General features: G+C 59.8%; 25 protein-coding genes and 1 pseudogene. 12 read left to right on the plus strand and 14 right to left on the minus strand.

All coding sequences use genetic code 11. From position 1 onward, the window contains the following. Window positions 1–123: 123 nt before the first annotated feature. Complete coding sequence (locus AGR13A_RS09900; protein WP_080835069.1) at window positions 124–1,032, minus strand: AraC family transcriptional regulator; 909 nt, start codon at window positions 1,030–1,032, stop codon at window positions 124–126. 189 nt (window positions 1,033–1,221) lie between these two features. Here AGR13A_RS09900 and AGR13A_RS09905 point away from each other — a divergent pair, with 189 nt between their 5' ends. After that, window positions 1,222–2,268, plus strand: coding sequence for an NAD(P)-dependent alcohol dehydrogenase (locus tag AGR13A_RS09905; protein ID WP_035223964.1), 1,047 nt, complete (start codon window positions 1,222–1,224; stop codon window positions 2,266–2,268). Between the two features lie 228 nt (window positions 2,269–2,496). Here AGR13A_RS09905 and AGR13A_RS09910 read toward each other — a convergent pair whose 3' ends face one another. Both AGR13A_RS09910 and AGR13A_RS09915 read right to left on the minus strand, forming a co-directional pair. Next, on the minus strand, window positions 2,497–3,762 hold the full coding sequence (locus AGR13A_RS09910; RefSeq protein WP_080835072.1) for an NAD(P)/FAD-dependent oxidoreductase: 1,266 nt from the start codon (window positions 3,760–3,762) through the stop codon (window positions 2,497–2,499). Between the two features lie 71 nt (window positions 3,763–3,833). Next, a complete protein-coding gene (locus tag AGR13A_RS09915; RefSeq protein ID WP_080835073.1) occupies window positions 3,834–4,589 on the minus strand; it encodes a pyridoxine 5'-phosphate synthase in 756 nt (251 codons plus the stop codon). Between the two features lie 231 nt (window positions 4,590–4,820). On the opposite strand from AGR13A_RS09915, the gene AGR13A_RS09920 reads away from it, so the two are divergent. Continuing rightward, a complete protein-coding gene (locus AGR13A_RS09920) occupies window positions 4,821–5,516 on the plus strand; it encodes a MerR family transcriptional regulator (protein ID WP_080835076.1) in 696 nt (231 codons plus the stop codon). Between the two features lie 6 nt (window positions 5,517–5,522). Here AGR13A_RS09920 and AGR13A_RS09925 read toward each other — a convergent pair whose 3' ends face one another. Next, the gene (locus tag AGR13A_RS09925) at window positions 5,523–6,650 is read right to left on the minus strand and encodes an ATP-dependent DNA helicase (RefSeq protein ID WP_035223958.1); all 1,128 of its coding nucleotides are present in this window, start codon (window positions 6,648–6,650) and stop codon (window positions 5,523–5,525) included. Window positions 6,651–6,774: 124 nt separating this feature from the next. Here AGR13A_RS09925 and AGR13A_RS09930 point away from each other — a divergent pair, with 124 nt between their 5' ends. After that, complete coding sequence (locus AGR13A_RS09930; RefSeq protein WP_080836735.1) at window positions 6,775–8,061, plus strand: SDR family oxidoreductase; 1,287 nt, start codon at window positions 6,775–6,777, stop codon at window positions 8,059–8,061. Next, complete coding sequence (locus AGR13A_RS09935; RefSeq protein WP_080835079.1) at window positions 8,061–8,543, plus strand: DUF2269 family protein; 483 nt, start codon at window positions 8,061–8,063, stop codon at window positions 8,541–8,543. Before AGR13A_RS09930 ends, AGR13A_RS09935 begins: the two co-directional genes overlap by 1 nt. Window positions 8,544–8,549: 6 nt before the next feature. Here AGR13A_RS09935 and AGR13A_RS09940 read toward each other — a convergent pair whose 3' ends face one another. Further along, complete coding sequence (locus AGR13A_RS09940; protein WP_080835082.1) at window positions 8,550–9,032, minus strand: SRPBCC family protein; 483 nt, start codon at window positions 9,030–9,032, stop codon at window positions 8,550–8,552. Beyond that, a complete protein-coding gene (locus AGR13A_RS09945) occupies window positions 9,029–9,388 on the minus strand; it encodes an ArsR/SmtB family transcription factor (protein ID WP_035220645.1) in 360 nt (119 codons plus the stop codon). The genes AGR13A_RS09940 and AGR13A_RS09945 overlap by 4 nt, the downstream gene beginning before the upstream one ends. A gap of 142 nt (window positions 9,389–9,530) precedes the next feature. On the opposite strand from AGR13A_RS09945, the gene AGR13A_RS09950 reads away from it, so the two are divergent. The 3 genes from AGR13A_RS09950 to AGR13A_RS09960 are packed head-to-tail and all read left to right on the plus strand — an operon-like array spanning window position 9,531 to window position 11,237. Then, window positions 9,531–9,911: a COG4315 family predicted lipoprotein gene (locus AGR13A_RS09950; protein ID WP_080836737.1), complete on the plus strand. Its 381-nt coding sequence runs from the start codon at window positions 9,531–9,533 to the stop codon at window positions 9,909–9,911. Beyond that, window positions 9,895–10,452: an RNA polymerase sigma factor gene (locus AGR13A_RS09955; protein ID WP_035220641.1), complete on the plus strand. Its 558-nt coding sequence runs from the start codon at window positions 9,895–9,897 to the stop codon at window positions 10,450–10,452. Before AGR13A_RS09950 ends, AGR13A_RS09955 begins: the two co-directional genes overlap by 17 nt. Continuing rightward, complete coding sequence (locus AGR13A_RS09960; RefSeq protein WP_080835085.1) at window positions 10,449–11,237, plus strand: anti-sigma factor family protein; 789 nt, start codon at window positions 10,449–10,451, stop codon at window positions 11,235–11,237. Before AGR13A_RS09955 ends, AGR13A_RS09960 begins: the two co-directional genes overlap by 4 nt. A gap of 2 nt (window positions 11,238–11,239) precedes the next feature. Here the strand turns inward: AGR13A_RS09960 and AGR13A_RS09965 are convergent, their stop codons facing one another. Next, a complete protein-coding gene (locus AGR13A_RS09965; RefSeq protein ID WP_080835088.1) occupies window positions 11,240–11,833 on the minus strand; it encodes a LysE family translocator in 594 nt (197 codons plus the stop codon). Between the two features lie 163 nt (window positions 11,834–11,996). Between AGR13A_RS09965 and AGR13A_RS09970 the strand changes: the two genes are divergently transcribed. Next, window positions 11,997–12,842: an aldo/keto reductase gene (locus tag AGR13A_RS09970; RefSeq protein ID WP_080835090.1), complete on the plus strand. Its 846-nt coding sequence runs from the start codon at window positions 11,997–11,999 to the stop codon at window positions 12,840–12,842. Between the two features lie 177 nt (window positions 12,843–13,019). Here the strand turns inward: AGR13A_RS09970 and AGR13A_RS09975 are convergent, their stop codons facing one another. Next, a complete protein-coding gene (locus AGR13A_RS09975; protein ID WP_080835093.1) occupies window positions 13,020–13,550 on the minus strand; it encodes an SRPBCC family protein in 531 nt (176 codons plus the stop codon). Continuing rightward, a complete protein-coding gene (locus tag AGR13A_RS09980; protein ID WP_080835096.1) occupies window positions 13,543–13,911 on the minus strand; it encodes an ArsR/SmtB family transcription factor in 369 nt (122 codons plus the stop codon). Before AGR13A_RS09980 ends, AGR13A_RS09975 begins: the two co-directional genes overlap by 8 nt. Before the next feature lie 383 nt (window positions 13,912–14,294). Between AGR13A_RS09980 and AGR13A_RS09985 the strand changes: the two genes are divergently transcribed. After that, window positions 14,295–15,407, plus strand: a complete 1,113-nt coding sequence (locus AGR13A_RS09985) for a hypothetical protein (RefSeq protein WP_080835098.1) — start codon at window positions 14,295–14,297, stop codon at window positions 15,405–15,407. 69 nt (window positions 15,408–15,476) lie between these two features. On the opposite strand, the gene ilvN is transcribed toward AGR13A_RS09985, so the two are convergent. After that, a complete protein-coding gene (gene ilvN / locus AGR13A_RS09990) occupies window positions 15,477–16,049 on the minus strand; it encodes an acetolactate synthase small subunit (RefSeq protein ID WP_003507555.1) in 573 nt (190 codons plus the stop codon). A gap of 19 nt (window positions 16,050–16,068) precedes the next feature. Next, complete coding sequence (locus AGR13A_RS09995; RefSeq protein WP_080835101.1) at window positions 16,069–17,862, minus strand: acetolactate synthase 3 large subunit; 1,794 nt, start codon at window positions 17,860–17,862, stop codon at window positions 16,069–16,071. Between the two features lie 382 nt (window positions 17,863–18,244). On the opposite strand from AGR13A_RS09995, the gene AGR13A_RS10000 reads away from it, so the two are divergent. Beyond that, on the plus strand, window positions 18,245–20,257 hold the full coding sequence (locus AGR13A_RS10000) for an ATP-binding protein (RefSeq protein ID WP_080835103.1): 2,013 nt from the start codon (window positions 18,245–18,247) through the stop codon (window positions 20,255–20,257). A 9-nt stretch (window positions 20,258–20,266) separates the two neighbouring features. Here AGR13A_RS10000 and miaA read toward each other — a convergent pair whose 3' ends face one another. Continuing rightward, a complete protein-coding gene (gene miaA, locus AGR13A_RS10005; protein WP_080835106.1) occupies window positions 20,267–21,163 on the minus strand; it encodes a tRNA (adenosine(37)-N6)-dimethylallyltransferase MiaA in 897 nt (298 codons plus the stop codon). Here miaA and serB point away from each other — a divergent pair. Together serB and AGR13A_RS10015 are read left to right on the plus strand one after the other, a co-directional pair. After that, entirely contained in the window at window positions 21,162–22,052 is an 891-nt protein-coding gene (serB, locus tag AGR13A_RS10010; protein ID WP_080835108.1) for a phosphoserine phosphatase SerB, read from the plus strand. The two genes, miaA and serB, sit on opposite strands and share 2 nt — an antisense overlap. Next, window positions 22,049–22,621 (plus strand): GNAT family N-acetyltransferase, encoded by a 573-nt coding sequence (locus AGR13A_RS10015; RefSeq protein ID WP_035220611.1) that lies wholly within the window; start codon window positions 22,049–22,051, stop codon window positions 22,619–22,621. Before serB ends, AGR13A_RS10015 begins: the two co-directional genes overlap by 4 nt. Before the next feature lie 25 nt (window positions 22,622–22,646). Here AGR13A_RS10015 and AGR13A_RS10020 read toward each other — a convergent pair whose 3' ends face one another. Both AGR13A_RS10020 and AGR13A_RS10025 read right to left on the minus strand, forming a co-directional pair. Further along, window positions 22,647–23,396, minus strand: coding sequence for an SDR family oxidoreductase (locus AGR13A_RS10020; RefSeq protein WP_035220608.1), 750 nt, complete (start codon window positions 23,394–23,396; stop codon window positions 22,647–22,649). A gap of 90 nt (window positions 23,397–23,486) precedes the next feature. After that, window positions 23,487–25,027, minus strand: a pseudogene (locus AGR13A_RS10025) (Do family serine endopeptidase). Window positions 25,028–25,115: the final 88 nt, after the last annotated feature.

Genomic DNA, 25,115 nt, shown 5'->3' on the forward strand with positions numbered 1-25,115 from the left:
TGCGAATGGAGCCATGGTAGGGCCTCCTGCCGATCTCCCCCCTTGAGGGGGAGATGCCCGGCAGGGCAGAGGGGGGTAAGCCCCACCCGCCACGATCCACTAACCGACGCACAACCTTCCCAACTACCCAGCCGCGCTGATCTCCCGCGATGCATCGATATCCCGCGACGGCGACAGTCCGTAAAAGCGGCTATATTCACGACTGAACTGCGACGGGCTCTGATAACCGACGCGGTGGCCGGCGGTGCCCGCATCCAGCCGCTCCAGCAGCATCAGCCGCCGCGCCTCATGCAGGCGCAGCTGCTTCTGGTACTGAACCGGTGTCATGGCCGTGATCGTCTTGAAGTGATGGTGGAAGGACGAGACGCTCATGCCGATATGATCGGCCAGATCCTCGATACGCAGCTGGCGTGCGAAATTCTCGCGCAGCCAGGCGATGGCGCGGGCGATGCGGTTGCCATGGCTGCCGGCCGCGATGATGTTCATAAGCTGCCCGCCCGCCGGTCCGGTCAGAATGCGATAGAGGATTTCCTGCTCGATCAGCGGCGCCATGGCCGCGATGTCCGCCGGACGGTCGAGCAGGCGCAACAGGCGAATGGCCGCATCGAGAAGTTCCGGCGTGGCCGTATTGACGACGATGCCGCGCTGCGCATTCGCCGGCTCGGCGGGCGGATCGATGGGCACGCGCCGCATGAGATCGAGCAGCTTTTCGCTGTCGATGGCAAGTGCGATGCAGAAATGCGGCACCTCCCTGCTCGCCTCCACCACCCGCCACGCAACCGGCAGATCAAGCGAGGTCAGGAGATAATCCCCCGCGCCGTAATTGATGGTGTCGGTTCCCAGCTGAACGCTTTTCGAGCCCTGGATCACCATGGCGAGACAGGGGCGATAGCTGCCGTGGCATGGGGCGCTGGGCGTCGTGCGCCGGCTGATGCCGAGGGAGTCGATTGCCGTCTGCACCTCGCCGTCCTCGGCGGTATGCCGCGCGGCGATGGAGGCGATCTCCTGATAGACATTGAACGGCAAGGACATGGGGAAAATCCCTTAACTGAAAGCAGAGATGCGGCTGATGCCTTTTATCTAGAAAGCCGCGCGGCCCGCGCAAAGAGTGCCCCACCATATTTTTGCAGGATCGTGCAAAAAGCTTGGAGGATCGCTCTAACGCCGCGTCGCGCTTCCATCGCATATTCCGCCGTCCCCAACTCCCGAAAGGATATTCAGATGGCTATTGCTAGAGGTTACGCTGCGACCGATGCGTCGAAGCCGCTTACCCCGTTCACCTTCGAACGCCGCGAGCCGAATGATGACGACGTCGTCATCGACATCAAATATGCCGGCATCTGCCACTCGGACATCCACACCGTCCGCAACGAATGGAAGAACGCCGTCTACCCGATCGTTCCCGGCCATGAAATCGCCGGTGTCGTGAAAGCTGTCGGTTCCAAGGTCACGAAGTTCAAGGTCGGCGACCATGTCGGCGTCGGCTGCTTCGTCGATTCCTGCATCGGCTGCGCCACCCGCGATCTCGACAACGAGCACTACATGCCCGGCCTCGTCCAGACCTATAATGACGTCGATCCCTTCACGAAAACCGCGACCCATGGCGGTTACTCCGACTCGATCGTCGTCAAGGAAGGTTATGTCCTGTCGATCCCGGACAACCTGCCGCTTGACGCTTCCGCACCGCTGCTGTGCGCCGGCATCACGCTCTATTCGCCGCTGCGCCGCTGGAATGCCGGCCCCGGCCAGAAGGTCGCAATTGTCGGCATGGGTGGCCTTGGCCATATGGGCGTCAAGCTCGGCGCCGCCATGGGCGCGGATATCACCGTCCTTTCCCAGACCCTGTCGAAGAAGGAAGATGGCCTGAAACTCGGCGCGAAGGACTATTACGCCACCAGCGACGCCTCGACCTTCGAGAAGCTGGCCGGCACCTTCGACCTGATCATCTGCACTGCCGGCGTCGCCATCGACTGGAACGCCTATCTCGGCCTCCTGAAGCCCAAGGGCAGCATGGTCGTCGTCGGTGCGCCGGAACATGCTATCCCGGTGCACGCCTTCTCGCTCATCATCGGCGCGAAGAACCTGTCCGGCTCGATGATCGGTTCGATCAAGGAAACCCAGGACATGCTGGATTTCTGCGGCGAGCACAACATCGTCTCGGAAATCGAGACGATCAACATCCAGGACGTCAACGAAGCCTATGAGCGGGTGTTGAAGAGCGATGTGCGGTATCGTTTCGTCATCGACATGGCATCGCTCGACGCGTGAGCGTTGGATTAGGCACACACGCCACATCCACACGCCGTCACCCCGGACTAGATCCGGGGTCCAGCCAACCCAAGTCCTTGGGCTGAAAAAACTCTTCTCGCCGCGCAGACGCGCGTCGGCTGGATACCGGATCAAGTCCGGCATGACGGAGGAGTAGTTTGGCGCAGCTGTCATAACACAAGGGCGGGAAGCCATGCTTCCCGCCCTTGTCATTTGCCCGCCCGACCCTCAGGCCTCGTCCTTCAACGTCTCTTTCTGGGTGATTAGTCGCGCGCTGTGCTGGCCGCTCAGGTAAATCCACAGCCAGCTCCACGCCACGGCAAGCCGCGATCGCGTTCCAATCAAAAAGTAGATGTGGGCAAGCCCCCATATCCACCACGCCAGCACGCCCTTGAGCTTGAACCTGCCGAAATCGATCACCGCCGCTCGTTTGCCGATGGTCGCCAGATTGCCCTGATGGCTGTAGCGGAAGGGCGGTGGTGACGGCTGGCCGGCCAGCCGCGCCTTGATGACCTTCGCGACATAGGCGCCCTGCTGCTTTGCCGCAGGGGCTATACCCGGCACCGGCTTGCCGTTCTCCTGATTGACGGCGGCCGTATCGCCAATGACGAAGATATTCGGATCGTCTTCCAGATTGAGATGAGGTCCGACGATGGCCCGCCCTGCCCGGTCGGCGGCGGCGTTGAGCCATGTCGCGGCTGGCGACGCCTGCACGCCGGCGGCCCAGACAACGGTGCGGCAGGGATAATAGGTCTCGCCGACCGTCACGCCCTCATCGCTGCACGCCGTCACAGGCGTACCAAGCAGAACCTCGACGCCGAGTTTTTCGAGCGCTTCCTTCGCATAGGCAGAAAGGTCTTCCGTGAAGACCGGCAGAACGCGAGGGCCGGCCTCGACCAGCAGCACCCGGGTCTTTCTGGTATCCACATTACGGAATTCCGCCGGCAGCGCCTTATGCGCCAGTTCGGCGATCATGCCCGCCATTTCCACGCCCGTCGGGCCTGCGCCGATAATGACGAAGGTCAACAGCGCCTGCCGTTCCTCTTCGCTGGTGACAAGTTCGGCCCGTTCGAAAGCCAGAAGCAGGCGGCGGCGGATTGTCGTCGCATCTTCGAGCGTCTTGAGGCCGGGGGCGGAACGCTCCCACTCGTCGCGGCCGAAATAGGCGTGGCGGGCGCCGGTGGCCAGCACCAGCGTATCGAAGCCGATGACCTGACCCGAATTCAGATGCACGGTCCGCGCCGCCCGGTCTATGCCGTTCACCTCCGCAAGCAGGGTCGTGACCTCCTTGCGGTCGCGATAGAGATGGCGGATCGGCCAGGCGATTTCGGATGTCGCCAGAGCCGTCGTCGCAACCTGATAAAGCAATGGCTGGAACAGGTGGTGATTGCGGCGGTCGATCAGTGTGATGCGGACAGTGGCTCCCTCCAGCCCATGTACCAGTTGCAAACCGCCGAAGCCTCCACCCACGACGACAACATGATGTTCTTGCATATGTCTCTGCCTTCATAAGCTCGCGCACGGAGCATGCGCCGGCAAACTATAGGCAAAAAAATTGACTTTGGTTATGAAATAGCCTGACCGCAGGCCTGACAAAAACGCCGGACTGTTTCAGCCATGCCATATTCAAGCGCATCCGCCGTCAGCCCGTGACCGATGGAAACCTCGGCCAGATAAGGGATACGTTTCATCAGCCTGGGCAGGTTTGCGACGGTGAGGTCATGGCCGGCATTGACGGCAAGCCCGAGCGCTCTGGCATGATCCGCCGTCTGTCCGAGCTTTTCGAGAAGCACCTCGCCCTTTTGCGGATCGTCAAAACAGCCGCCATAGGGGCCGGTGTAAAGTTCGATACGCGCCGCGCCCGTTTCCGCCGCCAGTTCCACCGGCTCGCGCTCCCCATCGCCATCGGCAAAAAGCGAGACGCGCATGCCGCCAGCCTTCAGGCGCCCCACAACGTCTTTCAGGAAAACGCCGTGCTTGCGGAAATCCCAGCCGTGGTCGGAGGTCGCCTGCGACGGATCGTCCGGCACCAGCGTCACCTGTTCCGGCTGCGTCTTTTCGCAAAGAACGAGAAAGTCCTCGGTCGGATACCCCTCAATGTTGAATTCCGCGCTGGGGAAGCTGTCATCGATCAGCGCGCGCAGGACGGGCAGGTCCGAAAAGCGGATATGGCGCTGGTCGGGACGAGGGTGTACAGTGAGCCCGCTTGCACCCGCAGCGAGTGCCAAATGCCCGAAATGCGCGACATCCGGCCATGGAAGATCGCGACGGTTGCGCAGCATGGCAATTGCGTTCAGATTGACGGAAAGTTTCGCGGGCATGACATCGGGCTCCGGTTCGGAATTGACATCCTGTTTCACGCAGGTTGACGCCAACCGCAAGGAGGCCGATAAAATTTTTTGGAATACGGGAACGAAAACACACAATACACGTTACGGTTCTTATGTAGCGTTTGGCATGATGTCTTGATCAGAGGGGTCATCGCAGGGGAACACGCGATCGACGCCAGTTAAAAAACGGGCACACTGTCAAAGAGCGCAAAGGGGGAGACGATGCAGGATGGCCGTATGCCGTTTGAACACGGCGACGAGGACAAACCCAATTCAAGAAACAGCGGTTTCCTTCCGGATATAAGTCTGCCCTCCTCCCTGCCCGCGGAACCAGTCCCCATCGCCGACATGGCCAATATCTTCGGAGTAACGCACCGGACCCTGCATTTTTATGAGGAGAAGGCGCTGCTGACGTCGAAGCGCATCGGACAGATGCGGGTCTATACCCACCGCAACGTCAAGCGCATGGCAGTCATCAATGTCTGTCGCGAAGTGGGCATTTCCGTCGCCGCCATTACCGAGATCATGGAAAAACTGGTCCGCTCGCTCTCGCAGGAAGAAGCGGACGACGTCTTCCACGCGGCGCTGAGGCAGCGAAAGAGGGAATTGACGGCCGAGCTTTCCACCCTTCAACGTCAGGCGCAGCAGATCGAGGAACTGCTGGTCACCGATAGCGATGCGGACGGACTGGATGCCGGGGAACGGGCGCCAACCAGGGACATCGCGCTGACCGACGCCGAGCGGAAATGCCTGGAGCTGATGGCGGAGGGTTATGCACCGGTGCGGCTTGCCCGCGCCCTTGGTATTTCAGGCAGCGACCTCAATGTGCTGGAAGCGAAAATCATCGGCAAGTTCAATGCCAGCAACCGCTTTCAGGCGGTCGCCAAGGCGGTCCTGCTCGGTGTCATCCGCGCTTAGTCACGATCAGCGAACGATTGTCAGTGTCTCTGCCGCGCGGGTAATGGCGGTGTAAAGCCACCTTTCGCGCGAGTCCCGGAAGGCATAGCTCTCATCAAAGAGAACCACATTGTTCCATTGCGAACCCTGCGCTTTGTGCACTGTCAGCGCATAGCCGAAATCGAACTCGTCATAACGCTTGCGCGTGGACCACGGAATTTCCGTCTCCACATCCTCGAACGCCGCCTTCAGCAATTTGATCTTGGCCGCACCGCGATCCATATCGTCATCTTCCGGCCGGATCATCAGGTTGATGCCGGGCTTCACCGTCTCGCGCGACGAACTCATGACCTGCCAGAGCGAGCCGTTCAGCAGGCCCTTGGCCGGATCGTTCCTCAGGCAAACCAGCTTGTCGCCGGATTGCGGATAATCGGCCGTAAAGCCCTTCAGCTCGCGAAGCCGCTGGTTGTAACGGCGGCGGGTACGATTGGTGCCGACAAGAACCTGATCGGCATCGAGCACCAGCGACTGCGTCACCTCGGACTTGGAGATCACCTGTGCTGCGCCGTAATCGCCACGCATGATCTCACGGCCCTCCCGCACATCCATGGCAAGATGGATGATGGGATTGTCCTTGGCCTGACGATGGATTTCCGACAGCAGATAATCGGGCTCCTGCTCGGTGAAGAAACCACCACCCGAAACCGGTGGCAGCTGGCCGGGATCGCCAAGCACGAGGATCGGCGTGCCGAAACTCATCAGATCCTTGCCGAGCTGCTCGTCCACCATGGAACATTCGTCGATGATGATGAGTGCCGCCTTGGCAAGCGGGCTCTGGCGATTGATGGAGAACATCGGCGCGATGGATGTCTTGCCAGTTTCCTCATCTTCCACCGTTTCTTCGCCGCGCGGGCGATAGATCAGCGAATGGATGGTGCGGGCATTGGTCGCCCCGCGTGAGCGTAGCACCTGCGCCGCCTTGCCGGTGAAGGCCGCAAACAGCACCTCGCCATCGACATTTTCCGCGAAATGCTTGGCAAGCGTCGTCTTTCCGGTTCCAGCATAACCGAACAGCCGGAAAACCGGCGTCCGGCCTTCCTTCAGCCAGCGGGAAACAGCCTTCAGCGCTTCGTCCTGTTGCGGTGAAAATAACATGCGCCCTCATCGCAGGATTCGAGCACCATGCGCAACAGAAAAAGAACGAAAGATGAATCGCCGCGGGAGAATGCGGCAATAAAACACGGCTGGTTTTTAAGCCGTGGTCGCTATCATCCCTCGTATGAAGATATTGATTCTCGGTGCAACAGGTTTCATCGGTTCGGAGGTTCTCAAAAGCCTGAACCTCCGCGGGCATGCCGTGACGGCGCTGGCGCGTTCGGTCACCCGCGCCCGCGACAAATGGCCTTTCGCCAACTGGGTCTCAGCCGATCTTTCCAGGATGAAGCACGCGACAGACTGGTCATCGCTCGTCCATGACCATGACGCCATTGTCAATTGTGCGGGCGCGCTGCAGGACGGCCTGTCGGATGACCTTGCCGCGACGCAGGAAAAGGCGATGATGGCGCTTTATGAAGAAGCGGCACAGACGGGCGGCAGACGGATAATCCAGATATCGGCCCGCACGGCGGGGGCCGCATCCGGCCTGCCCTTCCTCGCCACCAAACGCCGCGCCGATGAGGCGCTCGCCGCAAGCGGTCTGCCTCACGTCATTCTGCGCCCCGCACTAGTGGTTGGGCGAAACGCGCATGGCGGCACGGCACTTGTGCGCGCGCTTGCAGGCTTTCCCTTCGTGGTGCCGCTCGTCAATGGACAAATCGCCGTCCGGACGGTCGCGGTGGAGGATGTGGCAGCCGTGGTATGTGCGGCGATCGACGGCGAAATCCCGTCGGGCAGCGATCTCGAACTCGCCGCGAAGGAAACGCTGACATTGCAGGACGTGGTCGCCAGACACCGGCAATGGCTGGGCCTGCCCCGTTCTCCGATCATAAATCTTCCCGCCGCCTTCATGCGCCCCGTCGCCCTCGTGGCGGATGCCGCAGGCAAACTCGGCTGGCGGTCGCCGCTGCGTTCGACCGCCATGACGGTCATGTCGGAAGGCATCGTAACGGAGAATGAAGCAGGACCGGCGATGGCCTCACTCAAGACCCTGGAACAGACGCTGGCCGCCCACCCTTCCGGCGTGCAGGACCTGTGGTTTGCCAGATTATATCTGCTGAAACCCCTGATCGTTCTCTGCCTGTCTTTATTCTGGCTGCTGTCCGGCCTCATACCGCTGCTGAATATCACTGGAGCAGCGGCGCATTTCCTGCCCTTCATGCTGCAGACGTCGGCCATCGCCCTCACACTCGCCACCTGCCTCATCGATATAGCCCTCGGCATCGCCGTCCTGCTGCGGCCGCTCGCCAGAAAGGCGCTTGTCGCCATGCTGCTGGTCAGCGCCGCTTATCTGGCCGGCGGCAGCCTGCTGGAACCGACCCTTTGGCTCGATCCGCTCGGTCCTCTGGTCAAGGTTCTGCCTTCTGTCGCCCTGACGCTCGTTGCCCTCGCCACCTTGGATGAACGCTGATGACACTTGAGGAACTGCTGCGGCTTGCCCATGTCATCGGCGCGACGGTGCTGTTCGGCACCGGCGCGGGCATTGCCTTTTTCATGGTGATGGCACGGCGGACGGCCAGCCCGGCGCTGATCGCCCATGTCTCAGGCACCGTCGTCATCGCCGACACGGTCTTTACCGCCACCGCCGCGATCATCCAACCGGTCACCGGATATTTTCTCGCGCGCATCATCGGCTGGCCGCTGACCGAGGGCTGGATCGCCCTTTCGCTAGGCCTCTATGTCTTCACCGGCATTTTCTGGCTGCCGGTGGTGTGGATACAGATCAGGCTGCGCGATATCGCCCGCGACTGCGCCGCCACCGGACAGGCCCTGCCGGCGCAATGGTTCCGCCTTTACCGCATCTGGTTCGCCTGCGGTTTTCCCGCCTTTTTCGCGGTTCTCGGCATCATCTGGCTCATGCTCAACAAGCCGGACATTCCCCTGTTCGGCTGATGCGGCTCAATGGACCGCCTGTCGTTCGACAAGCTGCGCCAGCTGCTCGGCAACAGTGTTCCAGCCGTCAAAGAAACCCATCTCGGCATGCCTGTCGCGATCTTCAGGATTTCGGTGCATGGCATAGGCCACGTATTCCATACCGTCAGGGTGGTCGCGAAATGTCATGACGGCGGTAAGAAACGGACGGGCGGATGGACGAAAGCCTTCGGTCAGCGCATCGGTGAAGACCAGACGCTCCTCATGATCCACCGCGAGAAAACATCCGCTTATATGATCGCCGAATGCCTTGCCGTCCTCACTGTAGCGCGTCTCGAACGCACCGCCGGGGTAAAGCTCCATTTTCTCGACGCGGCATTGGCCGGGATGCGGCACCCACCATTGTTCAAGGCTGGTCTTGTCGACCCAAGCGTTCCAGACGAGCTGGCGCGGCGCCCTGATAATGCGTGAAATCTTCAGGTCGAGATCGGGATTGAAACTCTCGGTCATTGGTCATTCTCCCCTTTGCTGGACAGCCTGTCCTGTTGCGCCATGACGAATTGTTCGAGCCTGTCGGTGCGGCCTTCCCAGATGGCGCGCTGTTGCGACAGCCAGTCCTCGAGCATCGAAAACCGCTGTTTTTCCAGTGAGCAGAACCGCACCCGCCCCTGCTTGCGCGTCACGATCAGCCCGGCCTCTTCCAGCTGGCGGATGTGTTTCATGAACGACGGCAAGGCCATGGCGAAGGGTTCCGCAAGCGTGCCGATGCTCGCATCGCCGTCCCCCAGCCGCAAAAGCACGGCCCGCCGGGTCGGATCGGCGAGAGACTGGAAGATATCGTTGAGCGCTTCTGAATAGTTTTCCATAAGGCTAACTATCACGACAAAACACTTAGCTCAATGGATAAGTTTAAAAAACGCAAAAATCGCGATGCAATGGGGAATAAACCGGCATCATGCGGTGTCTCTTGATGTGCTGGCGGCAGAGGCCGCCCGAACCAAGGAGGATATGTCCATGAAGATCCACTTTATCGTTCCCGCCCTCGTTCTGGCTTTTGCCGGAACGGCCTATGCGGCCCCTGCGGTCGAAACGGTCAAGACCGAAAAAGGCAATGTTCTTGCCGGCGACAAAGGCATGACGCTCTACACTTTCAAGAACGACAAGAAGGGCGTATCCAATTGCTATGACAAATGCGCGGTGAACTGGCCGCCGTTTTTTGCAGCCACAGGCGACAAGGCCGAGGGGGCCTATTCGATCGTGACGCGCAAGGACGGCAAGATGCAATGGGCAAAGGACGGTATGCCGCTCTATTACTGGGTCAAGGACACGAAAAAAGGCGACGCCACCGGCGACGGTATGAACGGTGTATGGGATGCCGCAAAACCCTGATGGCATGAATGACGAAAAGCGGGGGAGCCTCTCCCCCGCAACCGGCAGCTTCGAAACGGAGATGCTGGCGCTGATACCCATGCTGCGGCGTTATTCCCGCAGCCTTTCCCGTTCCGACGCCGATGGCGAAGACCTTCTGCAGGATTGCGTGGAAAAGGCGCTGACGAACAGGCGGCAATGGCGCGGAACGGCCCTGAAATCATGGGCTTACACGATAATGACGAATCTTTATCGCAACCGCCACCGCGCCGAGAAACGTCACCCGTCCGAGAGCCTCGACGGCCATGAGAGCATCGCCATTGCCGACACCCTCGGCGATACGCTGGAGAATGACCGGCTGCACGGCGCTCTGGCGCTTCTTTCACCCGACATGCGCGCCGTGCTGATGCTGGTGACGGTGGAAGGTTACAGCTATCAGGAGGCGGCCGAGACGTTGTCGATACCGGTCGGAACCGTCATGTCCAGACTGTCCCGCGCCCGCGAAACCCTTCGCCAGCATCTGGCGGCGGATAATATCATTCCCCTGCGGAGACCACGATGAAAAGGCTAGAGGCCATAACCGAAGACGATCTGCACGCCTATGTCGACGGACTTTTGTCCGACGATGACCGCGCGGCTGTCGAGGCCTGGCTGACCGAGAGGCCGGAAGAGCAGAGCCGTGTGGAGGACTGGAAAAAACAGGCAGAAACCCTGCGACAGACATTCGCCGCCTATGCCGCTTCGCATCCGCACGACATGTCGATGCTTGCTGCCAAGAAAACCAGGCCCGCATGGCGGCTGAAACCGCTTCTCCTGCGAACGGCAGCCGCCTTGCTGATCTTCACCGCAGGTGCCGTGGCCGGCAGGCTTTTGCCGCAGTCCTTCTCCACACCGCAGGACGTGGTGCTGGCAGCGCTGCCGACGGATATTCCCGCACAGGCAAAATCTGCCTATCTCATCTATGCGAGCGAGGTGCGCCATCCCGTCGAGGTCGGAGCCGGAGAGCAGCAGCACCTTGCGACATGGCTCGGCAAGCGGCTCGGTTATCCCTTCGCCATCCCCGATCTTTCCAAACTCGGATACGACCTGGTTGGCGGGCGCCTCATTCCCGTCAGCGGCAAGCCCGGCGCGATGCTGATGTATCAGGACAAGACCGGCCGCCGGGTGACGGTTCTGATCGGCCATAATGAGGAAAACCGCACCACCAGCTTCCGCATGGCCAGCGCCGATGGCATCGAGACCTTCTACTGGATCGACAACGAACTCGGTTACGCCGTGTCGGCTGAACTGACACGCGACGAAGTGCAGGCGATCGCAGAGGAGTGTTACCGGCAGTTTCCCGCTTAAACCTATTTCAACATCGGCCAGAGGCTGATGACGAGAAGGACCGCCATGGTGATGTTGAACCATTTGAGCCGCACGGGAACGGACAGCCAGTCGCGCAGCGCCGAGCCGAAGCCCGCCCAGCTTGAAACACTGGGCAGATTGACGGCGGCGAAAACCACACCGACGATTAGAACGGTGATAAAATATTGTCCCTCATCCGTGTAGGTCGCCATGGCGGTCACGGCCATTACCCACGCCTTGGGATTGACCCACTGAAAGGCGGCAGCGGCAATAAAGCTCATCGGCACCGAGGCCGCCGTCCCCTCGTTCAGGCTGCGGGATGTGCCGATCTTCCAGGCGATCCAGACAAGATAAAGCCCGCCTGCGAATTTCAGCCCGGTATAAAGCAGGGGCACGGAATGCAGCAGCGCACCGAGCCCAAATCCGACGCCGATCAGCAGCGACAGGAAACCGGCTCCGATGCCCAGCATATGGGGAATGGTGCGGCGGAAACCGAAATTCACGCCGGAGGCAAAAAGCATCATATTGTTCGGGCCGGGCGTGATGGAGGTGGTGAACGCAAACAGCACCAGCGCGATGAGGGTTTCGAGATTCATGATTTCTCCTGTGAAAAGACCCTATCCACTGGCCCACCATCAAACCAGCCCGATCACCCGATCGGCGAAGTCAAATTTTTTGATGGATCGATCATTCCCATGCCGGGTTTGAGAAGTCGGAACAAAGGACTATTGTCCCATCAACAAGCGCTGGAGCAAACCGATGTATGACGACATTCCTTCCGTCACCCTGCCATCCGGAAATGAGGTTCCAGCCCTTGGCCTTGGCACCTGGAACATGGGTGATAGCCGATCATCCGCGGCCCGGGAGGTTGAGAGCATTCGCAAGGCGATCGATCTCGGCATGACACTGATCGACACGGCTGAAATGTATGCGGACGGCCGATCTGAAGAGGTGGTGGGCAAGGCAATCTCCGGCCGCCGCGACGAGGTGTTTCTGGTCAGCAAGGTCTATCCCTGGAACGCCAGCGCCCGAGGCACGGTGGAGGCCTGCGAAAACAGCCTCGCAAGGCTCGGCACTGACCGTCTCGATCTCTATCTGCTGCACTGGCGCGGCGAACATCCGCTGGCAGAAACGGTTGCGGCTTTCGAGAGGCTGAAAAAAGACGGCAAGATCGGCAACTGGGGTGTCTCGAATTTCGATACCGATGACATGGAGGAGCTTTTTGCTGTTCCCGACGGCAAAAATTGCGCCGCCAATCAGGTTCTTTACAACCTGTCCCGACGCGGGCCGGAATTTTTGCTTCTGCCCTGGTGCCAGCAGCATGGCGTGCCTCTGATGGCCTATTCCCCCATCGAGCAGGGCCGCATCCTCAACAACCACGAACTCATCCGCATCGCCAAGGCCTATCAGGCAACCCCGGCACAGCTGGCATTGGCCTTTCTGCTGGAAAGAGACGGCGTCATCGCCATCCCGAAATCCGCCAGCGTCTCCCGAGTCGAGGAAAACCGTGGCGCCACGGACCTTGAAATAACCGACGAGGACTGGGCCGCGCTCGACGCCGACTTCCCGCCGCCGACGCGCAGGATACCGCTGGAAATGCTGTGATCTAACAGGGCATTGAGAGGTTTTTCGGAATCAGGCAATCAAGCCTTTGAATCGAAATGTGAGCTTCTTGGGGGGTACTTTGGCCACCGGGGCAATCGCGCCCATTGGATACTCGCTGTAACCGCAAGAGACGGCGCGGCCAACCGCGCCGCCATGCCTTGGAACAAACCGTATTTATTACGGTATGCGCTGCTCATATTCCTCTTTCAGCCCCAGCCAGCTATCCCAGAAGGGTTTGGGCTCCTTTTCCTGAAGACGGGCGGCGAGAATATCGAGATGCGCGTGCCAGCCAGCGCTGACATTGAGCTTGGTCGTCCGGTCCACCAGCCTGCGATGGACCAGTGTCAGAAGCACATCCTTGCCCAGAGCCTGAAGCTCGATCGACACCTCTCCGCCCTCGCCCCAGCTGAAGACGAGGCGATGCGGCGGAATGACGGTGATGATGCGCGAGGCCATCCTGTTCTCTTCGGAAAACCCTTCCGGACGGTGGCCAGGCGGATCGGAAAGCTCGTCGTTGCGCCAGACCAGTTCGAAAGGCGCATCAGGCGCAAGCCGCATTTCCCCCGATGCCAGCCAGCGGCGGCGAAGCTCGCTTTGTGTCAGATAGGCCCATACCCGGTCGATCGGCCCCGGCAGGAGCCGTTCTATCTTCAGGGTAGTCGGCTCGACGAGACGGCCATAGGTGTCAGGCATTGCAATATCAGCCATTGTCATTTCCTCCATCTGCAGGGGATTTTCCCTGATCTTCCTCCCTGAGCATCTGCTCAAGAATATCGAGGGGGCTGTTCCACAACTGCCGGTAGAAATCCAGCCATTCATGCGCGTCTGCCAACGGCTCCGGCGCAAGGCGGCAGACATGTGTGCGCCCCCTCACCTCACGGCGGATTAGCCCGGCATTTTCCAGCGCCTTGATGTGTTTCGAGGCCGCCGCAAGCGATATGTCGAACGGCTCGGCCAACTGGCTTACCGTTCGCTCCCCACGGGAAAGATCGCGCAGCATCGTGCGCCGCGTCGCATCGCCAAGCGCATGAAAGACAGTATCGAGATGTGGAACAGATAATTCAACCATGTTGTTGAATATAGGCCATCAGCAAGGAAAGTCAACCATATGGTTGAATATAAATCCATCGAATGGAAACGCGCGGGAATGGCTACGACAGAGCGCGGGCCGCGCGACAACGCATCATGCTTTCGGACCGGAATCGGATTTGTAGAACCTTCATGCCAACCGGACGCTCTTTGAAATGTAAGCGTTGAGGCGAAAAGAGAGAAATATGGGCGCCGGCGCATATAAACATACAAACATGCTAATAATCACAATCGCAGGCAAATAAAATTTGACATTGATTAAATAACGCCAGTTCTATTTACGATAGATCAACCCGGATTTGTGAATATAATTGTAAATTAATCGGGATCACTAGTATTATGATCGGAAAATATACAAACCAGATGCAGGCAGCCATCCTTTTGGAAGGCAACACCACCTCCTCACCATTGCCGGACCTGGTCAAACAGTTCCAGACCGTGTTCAACCGGCTCGGCATCGGCCTGACATGCCCGGCAATATCTCCGGCTTATGTTCAGATGTTCGGGCCGAACGATCTCCAGATCGCTATCGAGTTTATGACGGGGCCGGCGGATCATGGCGTTTTCGCCCCCACTCTTGGCTCGCCGATCTCGATCATGCTTGTGCCCGATGCCGCAGAACGGATCCGGCGTCACAAATCCCATATACTGGTCTATGTCCAGCACGGTGTGTTTGGCGGAGTGATGCAGGAAAAAGGTATTGCGGACCTGTTCAACCAGATCGGCATGCACCAGCCTGGCCATTCGCTTGGCGAATTTATCGAGCGGATCAGGGTCCTGTCGATCGCCTGCGAAACGATCTGCGCAAACACGCCGGCAGGCTTGGTCCATTGGACCCAGAGCAACATGGTGTTTCCCGCGGAGAATTTCACGGCATTTGCGGAAGAGCCGATAGGCCCGCTGACGGTTCATCCCCGCATTTACAGTGAAACGCCGCCGCCGGGCACTACGGAACAATGCATAGGCATCCACACGCTGGGGGCCGCAGATTATATCGGGCGGGAAATCCACGTGGAAGCCGCGCCGGTTCCCTGGACGGAGCTATATGCGGGCGCCCTGAGTTTCATCAAAATTGCTACCCACGAAAACGGATATATTATCCCCGATAATGACACCTTCGGGGTAGAGGACGATTCCGTTTCTTTCCGGGTTCGCCATGTCGAAGCGAATGCCGAGCAGGGCTTGCCGGATCACTACCAACTAACCCTTCGCTACTCCCGTGAACATGGCTATACGACACAGGATGCCAAACGCCGGCTGACGGTTCCCGGTGGCGTCAACGGCGTTGAACAGCTGATCGGCACGGAAACGCCGGAAGCCCGGGCCCGGCTTCGCAAAATGCGCGAAAGCGAGGCGCTGGCCGAAGGTATTGGCGGCCGTCTCGTCGTGACACGACCTGCGGATGAGCCACCACAGAACCCCGGCCGGACCGGAAACGCACGCGTCGTTCCCTTTGGAAAACGCACCGGACTGTAGGTGGAAAAAGACAAGCCCGCGACGTTGCGCGGGCTTGATATTCAACGGCACTGACTTTGCTAGCGGAGATTACATCCCCTGCGAGCCACGGTTCATCGCGGCAATACCCGTGCGGCAGATCTCGATCAGGCCGAGCGGCTTGATGATGGCGACGAACTGGTCGATCTTCGACGACTTGCCGGTGATTTCGAAGATGAAATGCTCAACGGTCGCATCCACCACCTTGGCCTGAAACGCATCGGCAAGGCGCAGCGCTTCGGCGCGAACTTCACCTGTGCCAGCGACCTTGATGAGCGCCACTTCGCGCTCGATCGGCCGTTCCTGCCCGAGTTCGCGGGCGCGAACGGTGAGATCGAGAACGCGGTGCACCGGAACGATGCGTTCCAGCTGCGCCTTGATCTGCTCGAGCACGATCGGCGTGCCGCGCGTGACGATGGTGATGCGCGACAGATGCGCCTCATGCTCGGTTTCCGAAACCGTCAGGCTTTCAATGTTGTAGCCACGGCCGGAAAACAGGCCGATGACCCGGGCAAGTACGCCCGGCTCGTTGCTGACGAGAACCGACAGCGTGTGATTTTCGACGGCAGCCGTTTCCTTCTGGATGAAATAGGCGGAGCCGGTGGGTTGTAGGTGTGCGTTCATGTCCTTTTCCTCTCCCGGCTCAGACTAGCTGACGGCCCTTGGCGTCGATGGCGTTGGCAACAGCTTCATCCGTCGCCTCATCCGGCAACAGCATCTCGTTGTGAGCCTTACCAGACGGGATCATCGGGAAGCAATTGGCAAGATTGGCAACACGGCAATCGAAGATGACCGGTCGGTTGACCGCGATCATTTCTGCAATCTTGTCGTCCAGCTCCTTCGGATCGTCGCAATACATGCCGACCGCGCCATAGGCTTCCGCCAGCTTGACGAAATCAGGCATGGCTTCGGTATAGGAGTTCGACAGGCGGTTGCCGTGCAGCAGCTGCTGCCACTGCCGCACCATGCCCATATACTGGTTGTTGAGGATGAAAATCTTCACCGGCAGACCGTACTGGATGGCGCAGGACATTTCCTGAATGCACATCTGGATCGAGGCATCACCGGCAATGTCGATAACCAGCGCTTCCGGATGCGCGACCTGTACGCCGATGGCCGCCGGCAGGCCGTAACCCATGGTGCCGAGACCGCCCGAGGTCATCCAATGGTTCGGCTCCTCGAAGCCGAAGAACTGCGCCGCCCACATCTGGTGCTGGCCGACTTCGGTGGTGATGTAGGTGTCGCGTCCCTTCGACGCCTCATAAAGCCGCTGCAGGGCATATTGCGGCATGATGACATCATTGGAGTTCTTGTAAGCGAAGGAATTGCGGGCGCGCCAGCGCTCGATCTGCGCCCACCAGTCGGCTGTCTGCGATTTTTCCGGCTTCTTCGGCAAGGCGCGCCACAGGCGGACCATATCCTCCAGAACGTGGCCGACATCGCCAATGACAGGCACGTCAACGCGAACCGTCTTGTTGATCGACGACGGATCGATGTCGATGTGGATCTTCTTGGAATTCGGCGAAAACGCGTTGATGCGACCGGTAATTCGGTCATCGAAACGCGCACCGATGCAGACCATGACGTCGCAATCATGCATCGTCATGTTGGCCTCGTAGGAGCCATGCATGCCCAGCATGCCGAGCCAGTTCTTGCCGGAAGCCGGATAGGCGCCGAGACCCATCAGTGTCGAGGTGATCGGGAAACCCGTCAGCTCCACCAGCTCACGCAGCAGCCGGGTCGCCTCCGGGCCGGAATTGATGACGCCGCCGCCGGTATAGAAGATCGGCTTCTTTGCCTTCGACATCAGTTCGATGGCCGCGTGAATGGCATTGAGATCGCCCTGGACCTTCGGCTTGTAGCTCTTCTGCTGAATGGCGGCGGAAGGCGGTGTGTAGGTGCCGGTGGCGAACTGGATGTCCTTCGGAATATCGACAACGACGGGACCGGGACGGCCGGTCTGCGCGATACGGAAGGCCTCATGGATGATGCCTGCCAGCTCGTTGACGTCCTTTACCAGCCAGTTGTGCTTGGTGCAGGGGCGCGTGATGCCGACGGTGTCGCATTCCTGAAATGCATCCGAGCCGATCAGCGATGTCGGAACCTGGCCGGACAGGCAGACGAGCGGAATGGAATCCATCAGCGCGTCCTGCAGCGGCGTCACCGCATTGGTGGCGCCGGGACCGGAAGTGACGAGCATGACGCCGACCTTGCCGGTGGAGCGGGCATAACCTTCGGCCGCATGGCCGGCGCCCTGCTCATGGCGCACGAGAATGTGCTGAATGTCTTCCTGCTGGAAAATCTCGTCGTAGATCGGAAGTACGGCGCCGCCGGGATAACCGAAGATGTGCTCGACGCCGTTGTCCTTCAGCGCCTGCAGAACGATCTCCGCACCTGTCATGCGATTGCTGTTTTCCGTATTGTCCTTATCCGTCATTGCCTGTTTCCATCCCGCTTTGGCTTTGGATATCGAAGAGCCCGAGGGCCTGTTTGAAGACATAAAAAAAGGCCCCTTAAGGAGCCTCGTTCAGCGCATGGGTGCTTTCGCCGGATGGTTACACCATCCTGCCCATGCGCCGTCCCACCACGATAAGTACGTTAAGATTTTTCATGGGCCGGAGTGTTAGCCAGAAATGCGCCAGCCGTCAACGCATATTGCAGGAAAAAATCGGAGTCGCCTTCTTTTATTACCAGAAAGGCCGCTTCCACGAAATTTTCGAACGCAGCTGATACACCGGTTGTTAAGTATAATCGTTTAATATTGAAAACGCAGATGCTGCCCGAACCACCGCGATCATCCGCATGTACCGGGATAAGACGTGAGTAACGACGAGTTTCATAAGGCGTCCCGTATGGACGACAACGAACGGCGGTCCGGCCAGCAGCCGGCTAACCGCATGCTGGGCCGCGTCATCGCCTGTGATGGCGCCCATGCGACCATTGCCGCCGAAACCGAGATCGGCTCAACCGATGTCGCCCAGCTCTGGTCCGTCGGCCGCCTGATTTCCATCGAAATGGGAACGAGCCGGGTCGCAGCGCTGGTATATGCCATGCGCACCGGCGAAGATTCTTGGTCATCGGACAGGCCGAACAGGCTGTTGATCGACGTGGAACTCGTGGGCGAAGTTTACCGCACCGAGGACGGCAGCGAACGCTTTTCCTCCGGCATTTCTCGTTACCCCTATCTGGGCGCAGTGGCGCATCGCATCCGCACCGGCGACCTTGCCAAGATCTATGATGGCGGCAAGCGTGACAGCTGCGTCATCGGCAAGCTGACACAGGACGACACGATCGGCGCGGCCATCAACATCCCGCAAATGCTGGCCAAACATTTCGCCGTCGTCGGATCAACGGGTGTGGGAAAGACCACGGCGGTTACCCTGCTGTTGAACAAGGCGATCGAGACGGACCCCAAGCTGCGCGTCCTCATTCTCGATCCGCACAATGAATTTGCAGCCGCGTTTCCCGACCATTCGGTTGTTATCGACACCGATACGCTCGACCTTCCCTTCTGGCTGATGCGGCTCGAGGAATTCGCAGAAGTGATTTTCCGCGGCCGCAAGCCAGTTCCGGAAGAGATGGATGTTCTGCGCGAGATCATTCCGGAAGCGAAAAAGGCATTTCGCGGCACAGATGGCTCCGCCGTGCGCCGGACAACGGACAAGAGCGCGATCACGCCGGATACGCCGGTTCCTTACCGCATGGCCGACCTCCTGGCCCTTGTCGACGAGCGTATCGGACGGCTGGAAGGGCGCGGGGAAAAACCGGTGTTGCGTTCCTTGAAGGGCCGCATCCTCTCGGCCATCAATGACACGCGCTATAATTTCATGTTCTCCAGCAATACGATCAGCGATAATATTCTGGAAACGGTGGCGCATATCTTCCGTATTCCCGGAGAAGGCAGGCCGATTTCGGTTTTCCAGCTGTCCGGCATCCCCTCCGAGGTGGTGAACTCGGTGGTTTCCGTCCTCTGCCGCATGTCCTTCGAGCTCGCAGTATTGGCGCGCGGTTCACTGCATATGCTGGTGGTTTGCGAAGAAGCGCACCGTTATGTTCCGGCAGACCCCGAGCGTGGCTTTTTCCCTACCCGTCAATCAATCGCCCAGATCGCCAAGGAAGGCCGTAAGTACGGCATCTCCCTCGGCGTCATCAGCCAGCGGCCGAGCGAACTCGACCAGACCATCTTGTCGCAATGCTCGACCGTTTTCGCCATGCGGCTGTCGAACGAGATCGACCAGAAGATCATTCTGTCCGCCGTACCGAATGCATCGACCTCAACCACCAGCTTTTTGTCGTCCATCGGCAATGGCGAGGCCATCGCCTTTGGCGAAGCGGTGGGTGTGCCAATGCGCATGCGCTTCGACCGCGTTCCCATGGCCAAATTGCCGAAGGCAAGCGGCGCGGTCAGCCACACGCCCCATGAAACGCCCGATACGGTCGACCTGAACAGCATCGTCACCCGCATGCGCGCCACGGCCAAACCGGTCATCACTGGTTTTCAGCAAAGTGTCGAGGCAGCCTTTTCCGATCTGCCGGAGCCCATCGCTGGCCTCAAAGAAACGGACGACATGGATCGCTGGAAACGCGAATTGGGGACTGCCGCGACGGAAGGCTACGAGCCTTACCGTCCGGACATGCTGCCCGGACGTGCGCCGTCAGCACCGCAAGATCCGCCGACAGGGGCCGACACCGCCTCCGACGCCGTCAACGACCTGCGCAGGGCCGGTTTCCAGATGCAGACGCAGAATGGGCCGCCTCCCGGCGATACACGCCCGTCGCTGAGGGAAAGTCTGCTGAAGAAGCCGCTCGGCAGCCTCTACCGCAAGGATTGACACCGGCGTTCATGGCTTGAGCCGCGCCCAGTCTTCCCCCATCTGATTACGGAACCAGGTCATCTGCCGCTTGGCATATTGGCGGGTGGCAGCCGCCGATTTTTCGATCACCTCCGCCTCGCTCATGCGGCCGGCCAGCATATCGGCAATCTGAGAAACGCCGATCGCCTTCATCGCGGTCGCATCGGGCGCAAGACCGAGGGAGAGAAGAGCTTTCACCTCTTCCACCGCGCCGCTCTCCATCATGGCTTCAAACCGCCGGTTAATGCGCGCATGCAGCACCGGCCTGTCCGGTAAAACGACGATTTTTTGCGCCCTATCGGGATCGATGATCATCGGACCGCTCGCCTTCTGGAAATACCGGATCGACTTTCCGGTCGCCTCGATGACCTCCAGCGCCCGGACGATCCGCTGGCCGTCCCCCGGCTGAAGCCCTTCAGCCATAGCTGGATCAAGCCGCGACAATTCCGCGTAGAGAACCGCAGGCCCCTCTTCAATCAGACGGGACCGCAGCCTCTCGCGTATATCGTCCGGAATGGCGGGCATGTCGGACAGGCCGCCCGTCAGCGCCTTGAAATAAAGCCCCGTGCCACCGACGATGACCGGAAAGCGTCCCTGCTTGCGCAAATCGGGAAGCAGGGCCGAAATCTCACGCAGCCATTCGCCTGTCGAATAGAGGCTGCTTGCCGGTACATGGCCGTAAAGCAGATGCGGTACGCCCTCCATCTCGTCTTCGGATGGCCGGGCGGTCAGCACCCGCAGCGTGTCGTAAACCTGCATGCTGTCGGCATTGATGACGACACCGCCCCGCTCCCGCGCCAAACGAAGCGCAAGCGCGGACTTGCCGCTTGCCGTCGGGCCGGTTATCAGGATCGCATCAAAATTCTCATCAAGGTTTTTCATCATGGCTTTCGTTGCCACGCTTATCGCCAATCCGTCAAATCCTGTTCTGACACCGGCCCTCGGCGAAGCCGCCGCAAAGGCCGTCAACGCCTCCGGCCTTTATTGGCTGGCCGATGGCATTGCCTGCGATATTGCACTGCCCGAAGGAACGGACATGGAGGCGGCGGATCGTCTTCTGCGAATGACAATCGTTGATCGGAAAATCGACATCGTCATCCAGGAACAGGATAAACGCCGCAAGAAGCTCCTGATCGCCGATATGGATTCGACCATGATCGGCCAGGAGTGCATTGATGAGCTGGCAGCCGAAGTCGGCCTCAAGGAAAAGGTTTCCGCAATCACCGCCCGTGCCATGAATGGCGAGATCGCCTTCGAACCGGCACTGCGGGAACGTGTGGCGCTGCTGAAGGGCCTGCCGGTTTCGGTGATCGATGATGTCATCGAAAAGCGCATCACCCTCACCCCGGGCGGCAAGGAACTGATCGCCACCATGAAGGCGAAGGGTTATTATACCGCCCTCGTTTCCGGCGGCTTCACCGTCTTCACCGGCCCTGTGGCCGCCATGCTCGGTTTCGACGAGAACCGCGCCAATCTGCTCGGCGAAGCCAATGGCGAGCTTGACGGCACCGTTGCCGAACCCATCCTCGGCAAACAGGCCAAGGTGGATGCGCTGAACGATATCGCCACAAAGCTCGGTATCTCGCCCGAAGAGGCGATGGCGGTCGGCGATGGCGCCAATGATCTCGGCATGCTGCACCTGGCTGGTGCCGGCGTCGCCCTGCACGCCAAGCCGGCTGTGGCCGCCGAGGCGCAGATGCGCATCGACCATGGCGATCTCACCGCACTGCTTTACATTCAGGGCTACCGCAAGACGGATTTTGTCATTCCATGATCATCCGTGAGACACAAAGGCTCATTCTGCGCGAGTGGAAGGAGAGCGACCGTAATCTGTTCCGTGAAATCAATGCCGACGAAAAGGTGATGGAATTTTTCCCCTTCCGTCGCAGCCATGCGGAAGCGGACGCGGTTCTGGAAACCATCAATGGCATGATCCGTGGCAGCGGCTACGGCTTTTATGCCATGGAACTGCGCGAGACCGGTGAAGTCATGGGCTTTTGCGGTATCTCCCCCGTGATGAACCTCGATCCGCCCTTCCCGATCGGAACAATGGAAATCGGCTGGCGGCTCGCCACCCGCTACTGGGGCCATGGCTATGTCACCGAAGCCGCGCAATCGCTGCTCGTCATGGCTTTCGATGAAAAGGAGACGCCGGAAATCGTCTCCTTTGCCGTCCATGATAACCAGCGTTCGACGCGCGTGATGGAGCGCATCGGCCTGAAGCGTGACCCGTCGCGCGACTTCGACCATCCGCGCGTGCCGGAAGATACCCATCCGCATCTGCGTCCTCACGTCACCTATGCGCTGACGCTGGAGGAATGGCGGGCACGACAGGCGCAGTAACGCCCCCCGCCCGCCAGTTCGGCAATTATTTTACCGCCGCATTGCCGCCATCGGCAAACAGGGCCGATCCGGCAACGAAGCTCGACATCGGGCTGGAGAGAAAAAGGGCGGCCTGCGCCAGCTCCTCCGGCTCCGCAATGCGTTTCATCGCATGCAGCCCCGCGGCCCACTCCTTCTGGGCTGCATCTCCCGCCATCGGCGTATCGACGCCGCCCGGAAGCAGCGCATTGGCGCGAATGCCCTTGACGGCGTAATCGGCAGTAATGCCTTTCACCAGCCCCATCAGCGCCGCCTTCGATGTGCCATAGGCTGCCATGCCGGGTATGCCGGCGCTGGTGCCGACGAAGCTGGAGATGAAGACGACCGAGCCGCCTCCCCGCTTCAACATCGCGGGGATCTGGCTGCGCACGCCGAGAAATGCGGAAGTGAGATTGGCGGCGATCACATGATCCCATTCCTCGACCGAAATCTCCGCAAGCGGCTTCATCGCCCCAACCGCACCGGCATTGTTGACGGCGATATCGAGACCGCCAAAGATGGTCATGGCCGCCTCCGTCAGGCGGGCATGGGTTTCCGCAATGCCGACATCACCCACGACGGTGTGAACGCGACCACCGGCCTGGCGAATGGCGGAAGCCACATCCTCAAGTGCCGCTGCGCCACGCGCGTTGATGATGACGGCTGCACCCTGTTCGGCAAACAGCCTTGCCGTCGCCCGGCCAATGCCGGATGACGCGCCGGTAACGATCGCAACCTTGTTTTCGAGTAATTTCATATCCTTGGCCTCCGTTCGATGGAGACCAAGAATTAAAGAGCAGCCGGCATCACAACCACCCGATTCCTGACGAACCGGGCGAAAGGCGCTTTATTCCAGCGGCAGCGCCACGACGCGCAGATTGCCCTGGGCATCGGCAACCATCATATGGGCATTCTTGCGACCTTCGGATTTCAGGCCGTTGATACGCACCAGCACGTCGCCCGGAACTTCCATGAAATCCTGCCCGACTTCGACGATGATGTCGCCGGGCTTCATGCCCTTTTGTTCGGCCGGAGAGCCCTGATCGACGCTGGCGACAAGCACACCTTCGACACTTTCGGCAATGCCCTTCTCCGTCCGCAGCTCGTTGCTCAGAACAACGAGGTTCATGCCGAGAACACTCTGTGGCGCTTCGCGCACCTCAGGCGTCTGGTCCTGCGCCTGATCGTCGCTGCCGCCATCATCAGGTGTCACCACGCCGCCGTCGCCGTCCTCGGCCTGCGGATCATCCGTCGATGCCTTTTCGTCCGGCGTATCGAGCAATTGGCCGAGCTTCACCTTGAGGGTCTCTTCCTTGCCGTCGCGCAGGACAACCACGTCGACTTCCTTGCCAACAGGGCTTTCCGCCACGATCCGCAGGAGGTCGCGCATCTCGTGAATGTCCTTGCCGTCAAACTTCAGCACGACATCGCCGGCCACGATCGGGCCGTTTTCCACCGGACCGCCCTTGGCGACACCGGAAATCAGCGCACCCTTTGCGCTTTCCATGCCAAGGCTTGCGGCCACGTCATCCGTGACAGGCTGCACGCGAACGCCGAGCCAGCCACGACGCGTCTCGCCGAATTCAATCAGCTGCTGCACGATATTCTGCGCAAGCTCCGTCGGAACCGCGAAACCGATACCGATCGATCCACCGCTCGGCGAAATGATCGCCGTATTGATGCCGATTACCTCACCCTTCATGTTGAAGAGCGGACCCCGGAATTGCCCTTGTTGATCGCCGCATCCGTCTGGATGAAATTGTCGTAGGGACCGGCATTGATATTGCGGCCGCGCGCGGAAATGACACCAACCGTCAGCGATCCGCCGAGGCCGAAGGGATTGCCGATGGCCATCACCCAGTCGCCGATGCGCATGCTGCGCGAATCACCGAACTTGACGGCTTTCAGCGGCGCTTTCGGCTCCACCTTCAAGACGGACAGGTCGGTCTTCGTATCGGTGCCGACCAGCGTCGCCTTGAGCTTCGAGCCATTCGGGAAAATCACCTCGATGGCATCCGCACCCTCGATGACGTGATTGTTGGTGACGACATAACCGGCCGGATCGATAACGAAGCCGGAGCCCAGAGAACTGACCTTTTCGCCGCCTTCAGGCTTCTGGCTGTCGAAATAATCCTTGAAGAATTCCTGAAAGGGAGAACCGTCCGGCAGCTTCGGCGGCACAGGCCCCTTGCCGTCGGTCTTGACGTTCTGCGAGGTGGAAATATTCACCACCGCATCCAGAAGCGGCTCGGCAAGATCGGCCACCGATTCCGGCCCATGGCTCTGCGCTCTCGCAGCAACCGGAGCCGAAAGGCTACCCGCCACAAGCGCGATGCCCGCGACTGCGGCAATGCTGCTGCGAAAAGGCGAAAGAAGGGTCACGGCCATAAGCGTCCTCGCGTTTCAAATAGTCTCGCCTTGCATATATCGACAAAGCATAAGGCGGAATGATGAAGTGTAAAAATACCTTTTCGTG

Origin of the sequence: Agrobacterium genomosp. 13 str. CFBP 6927 (assembly GCA_900012615.1) — a bacterium.
Classification (GTDB): domain Bacteria; phylum Pseudomonadota; class Alphaproteobacteria; order Rhizobiales; family Rhizobiaceae; genus Agrobacterium.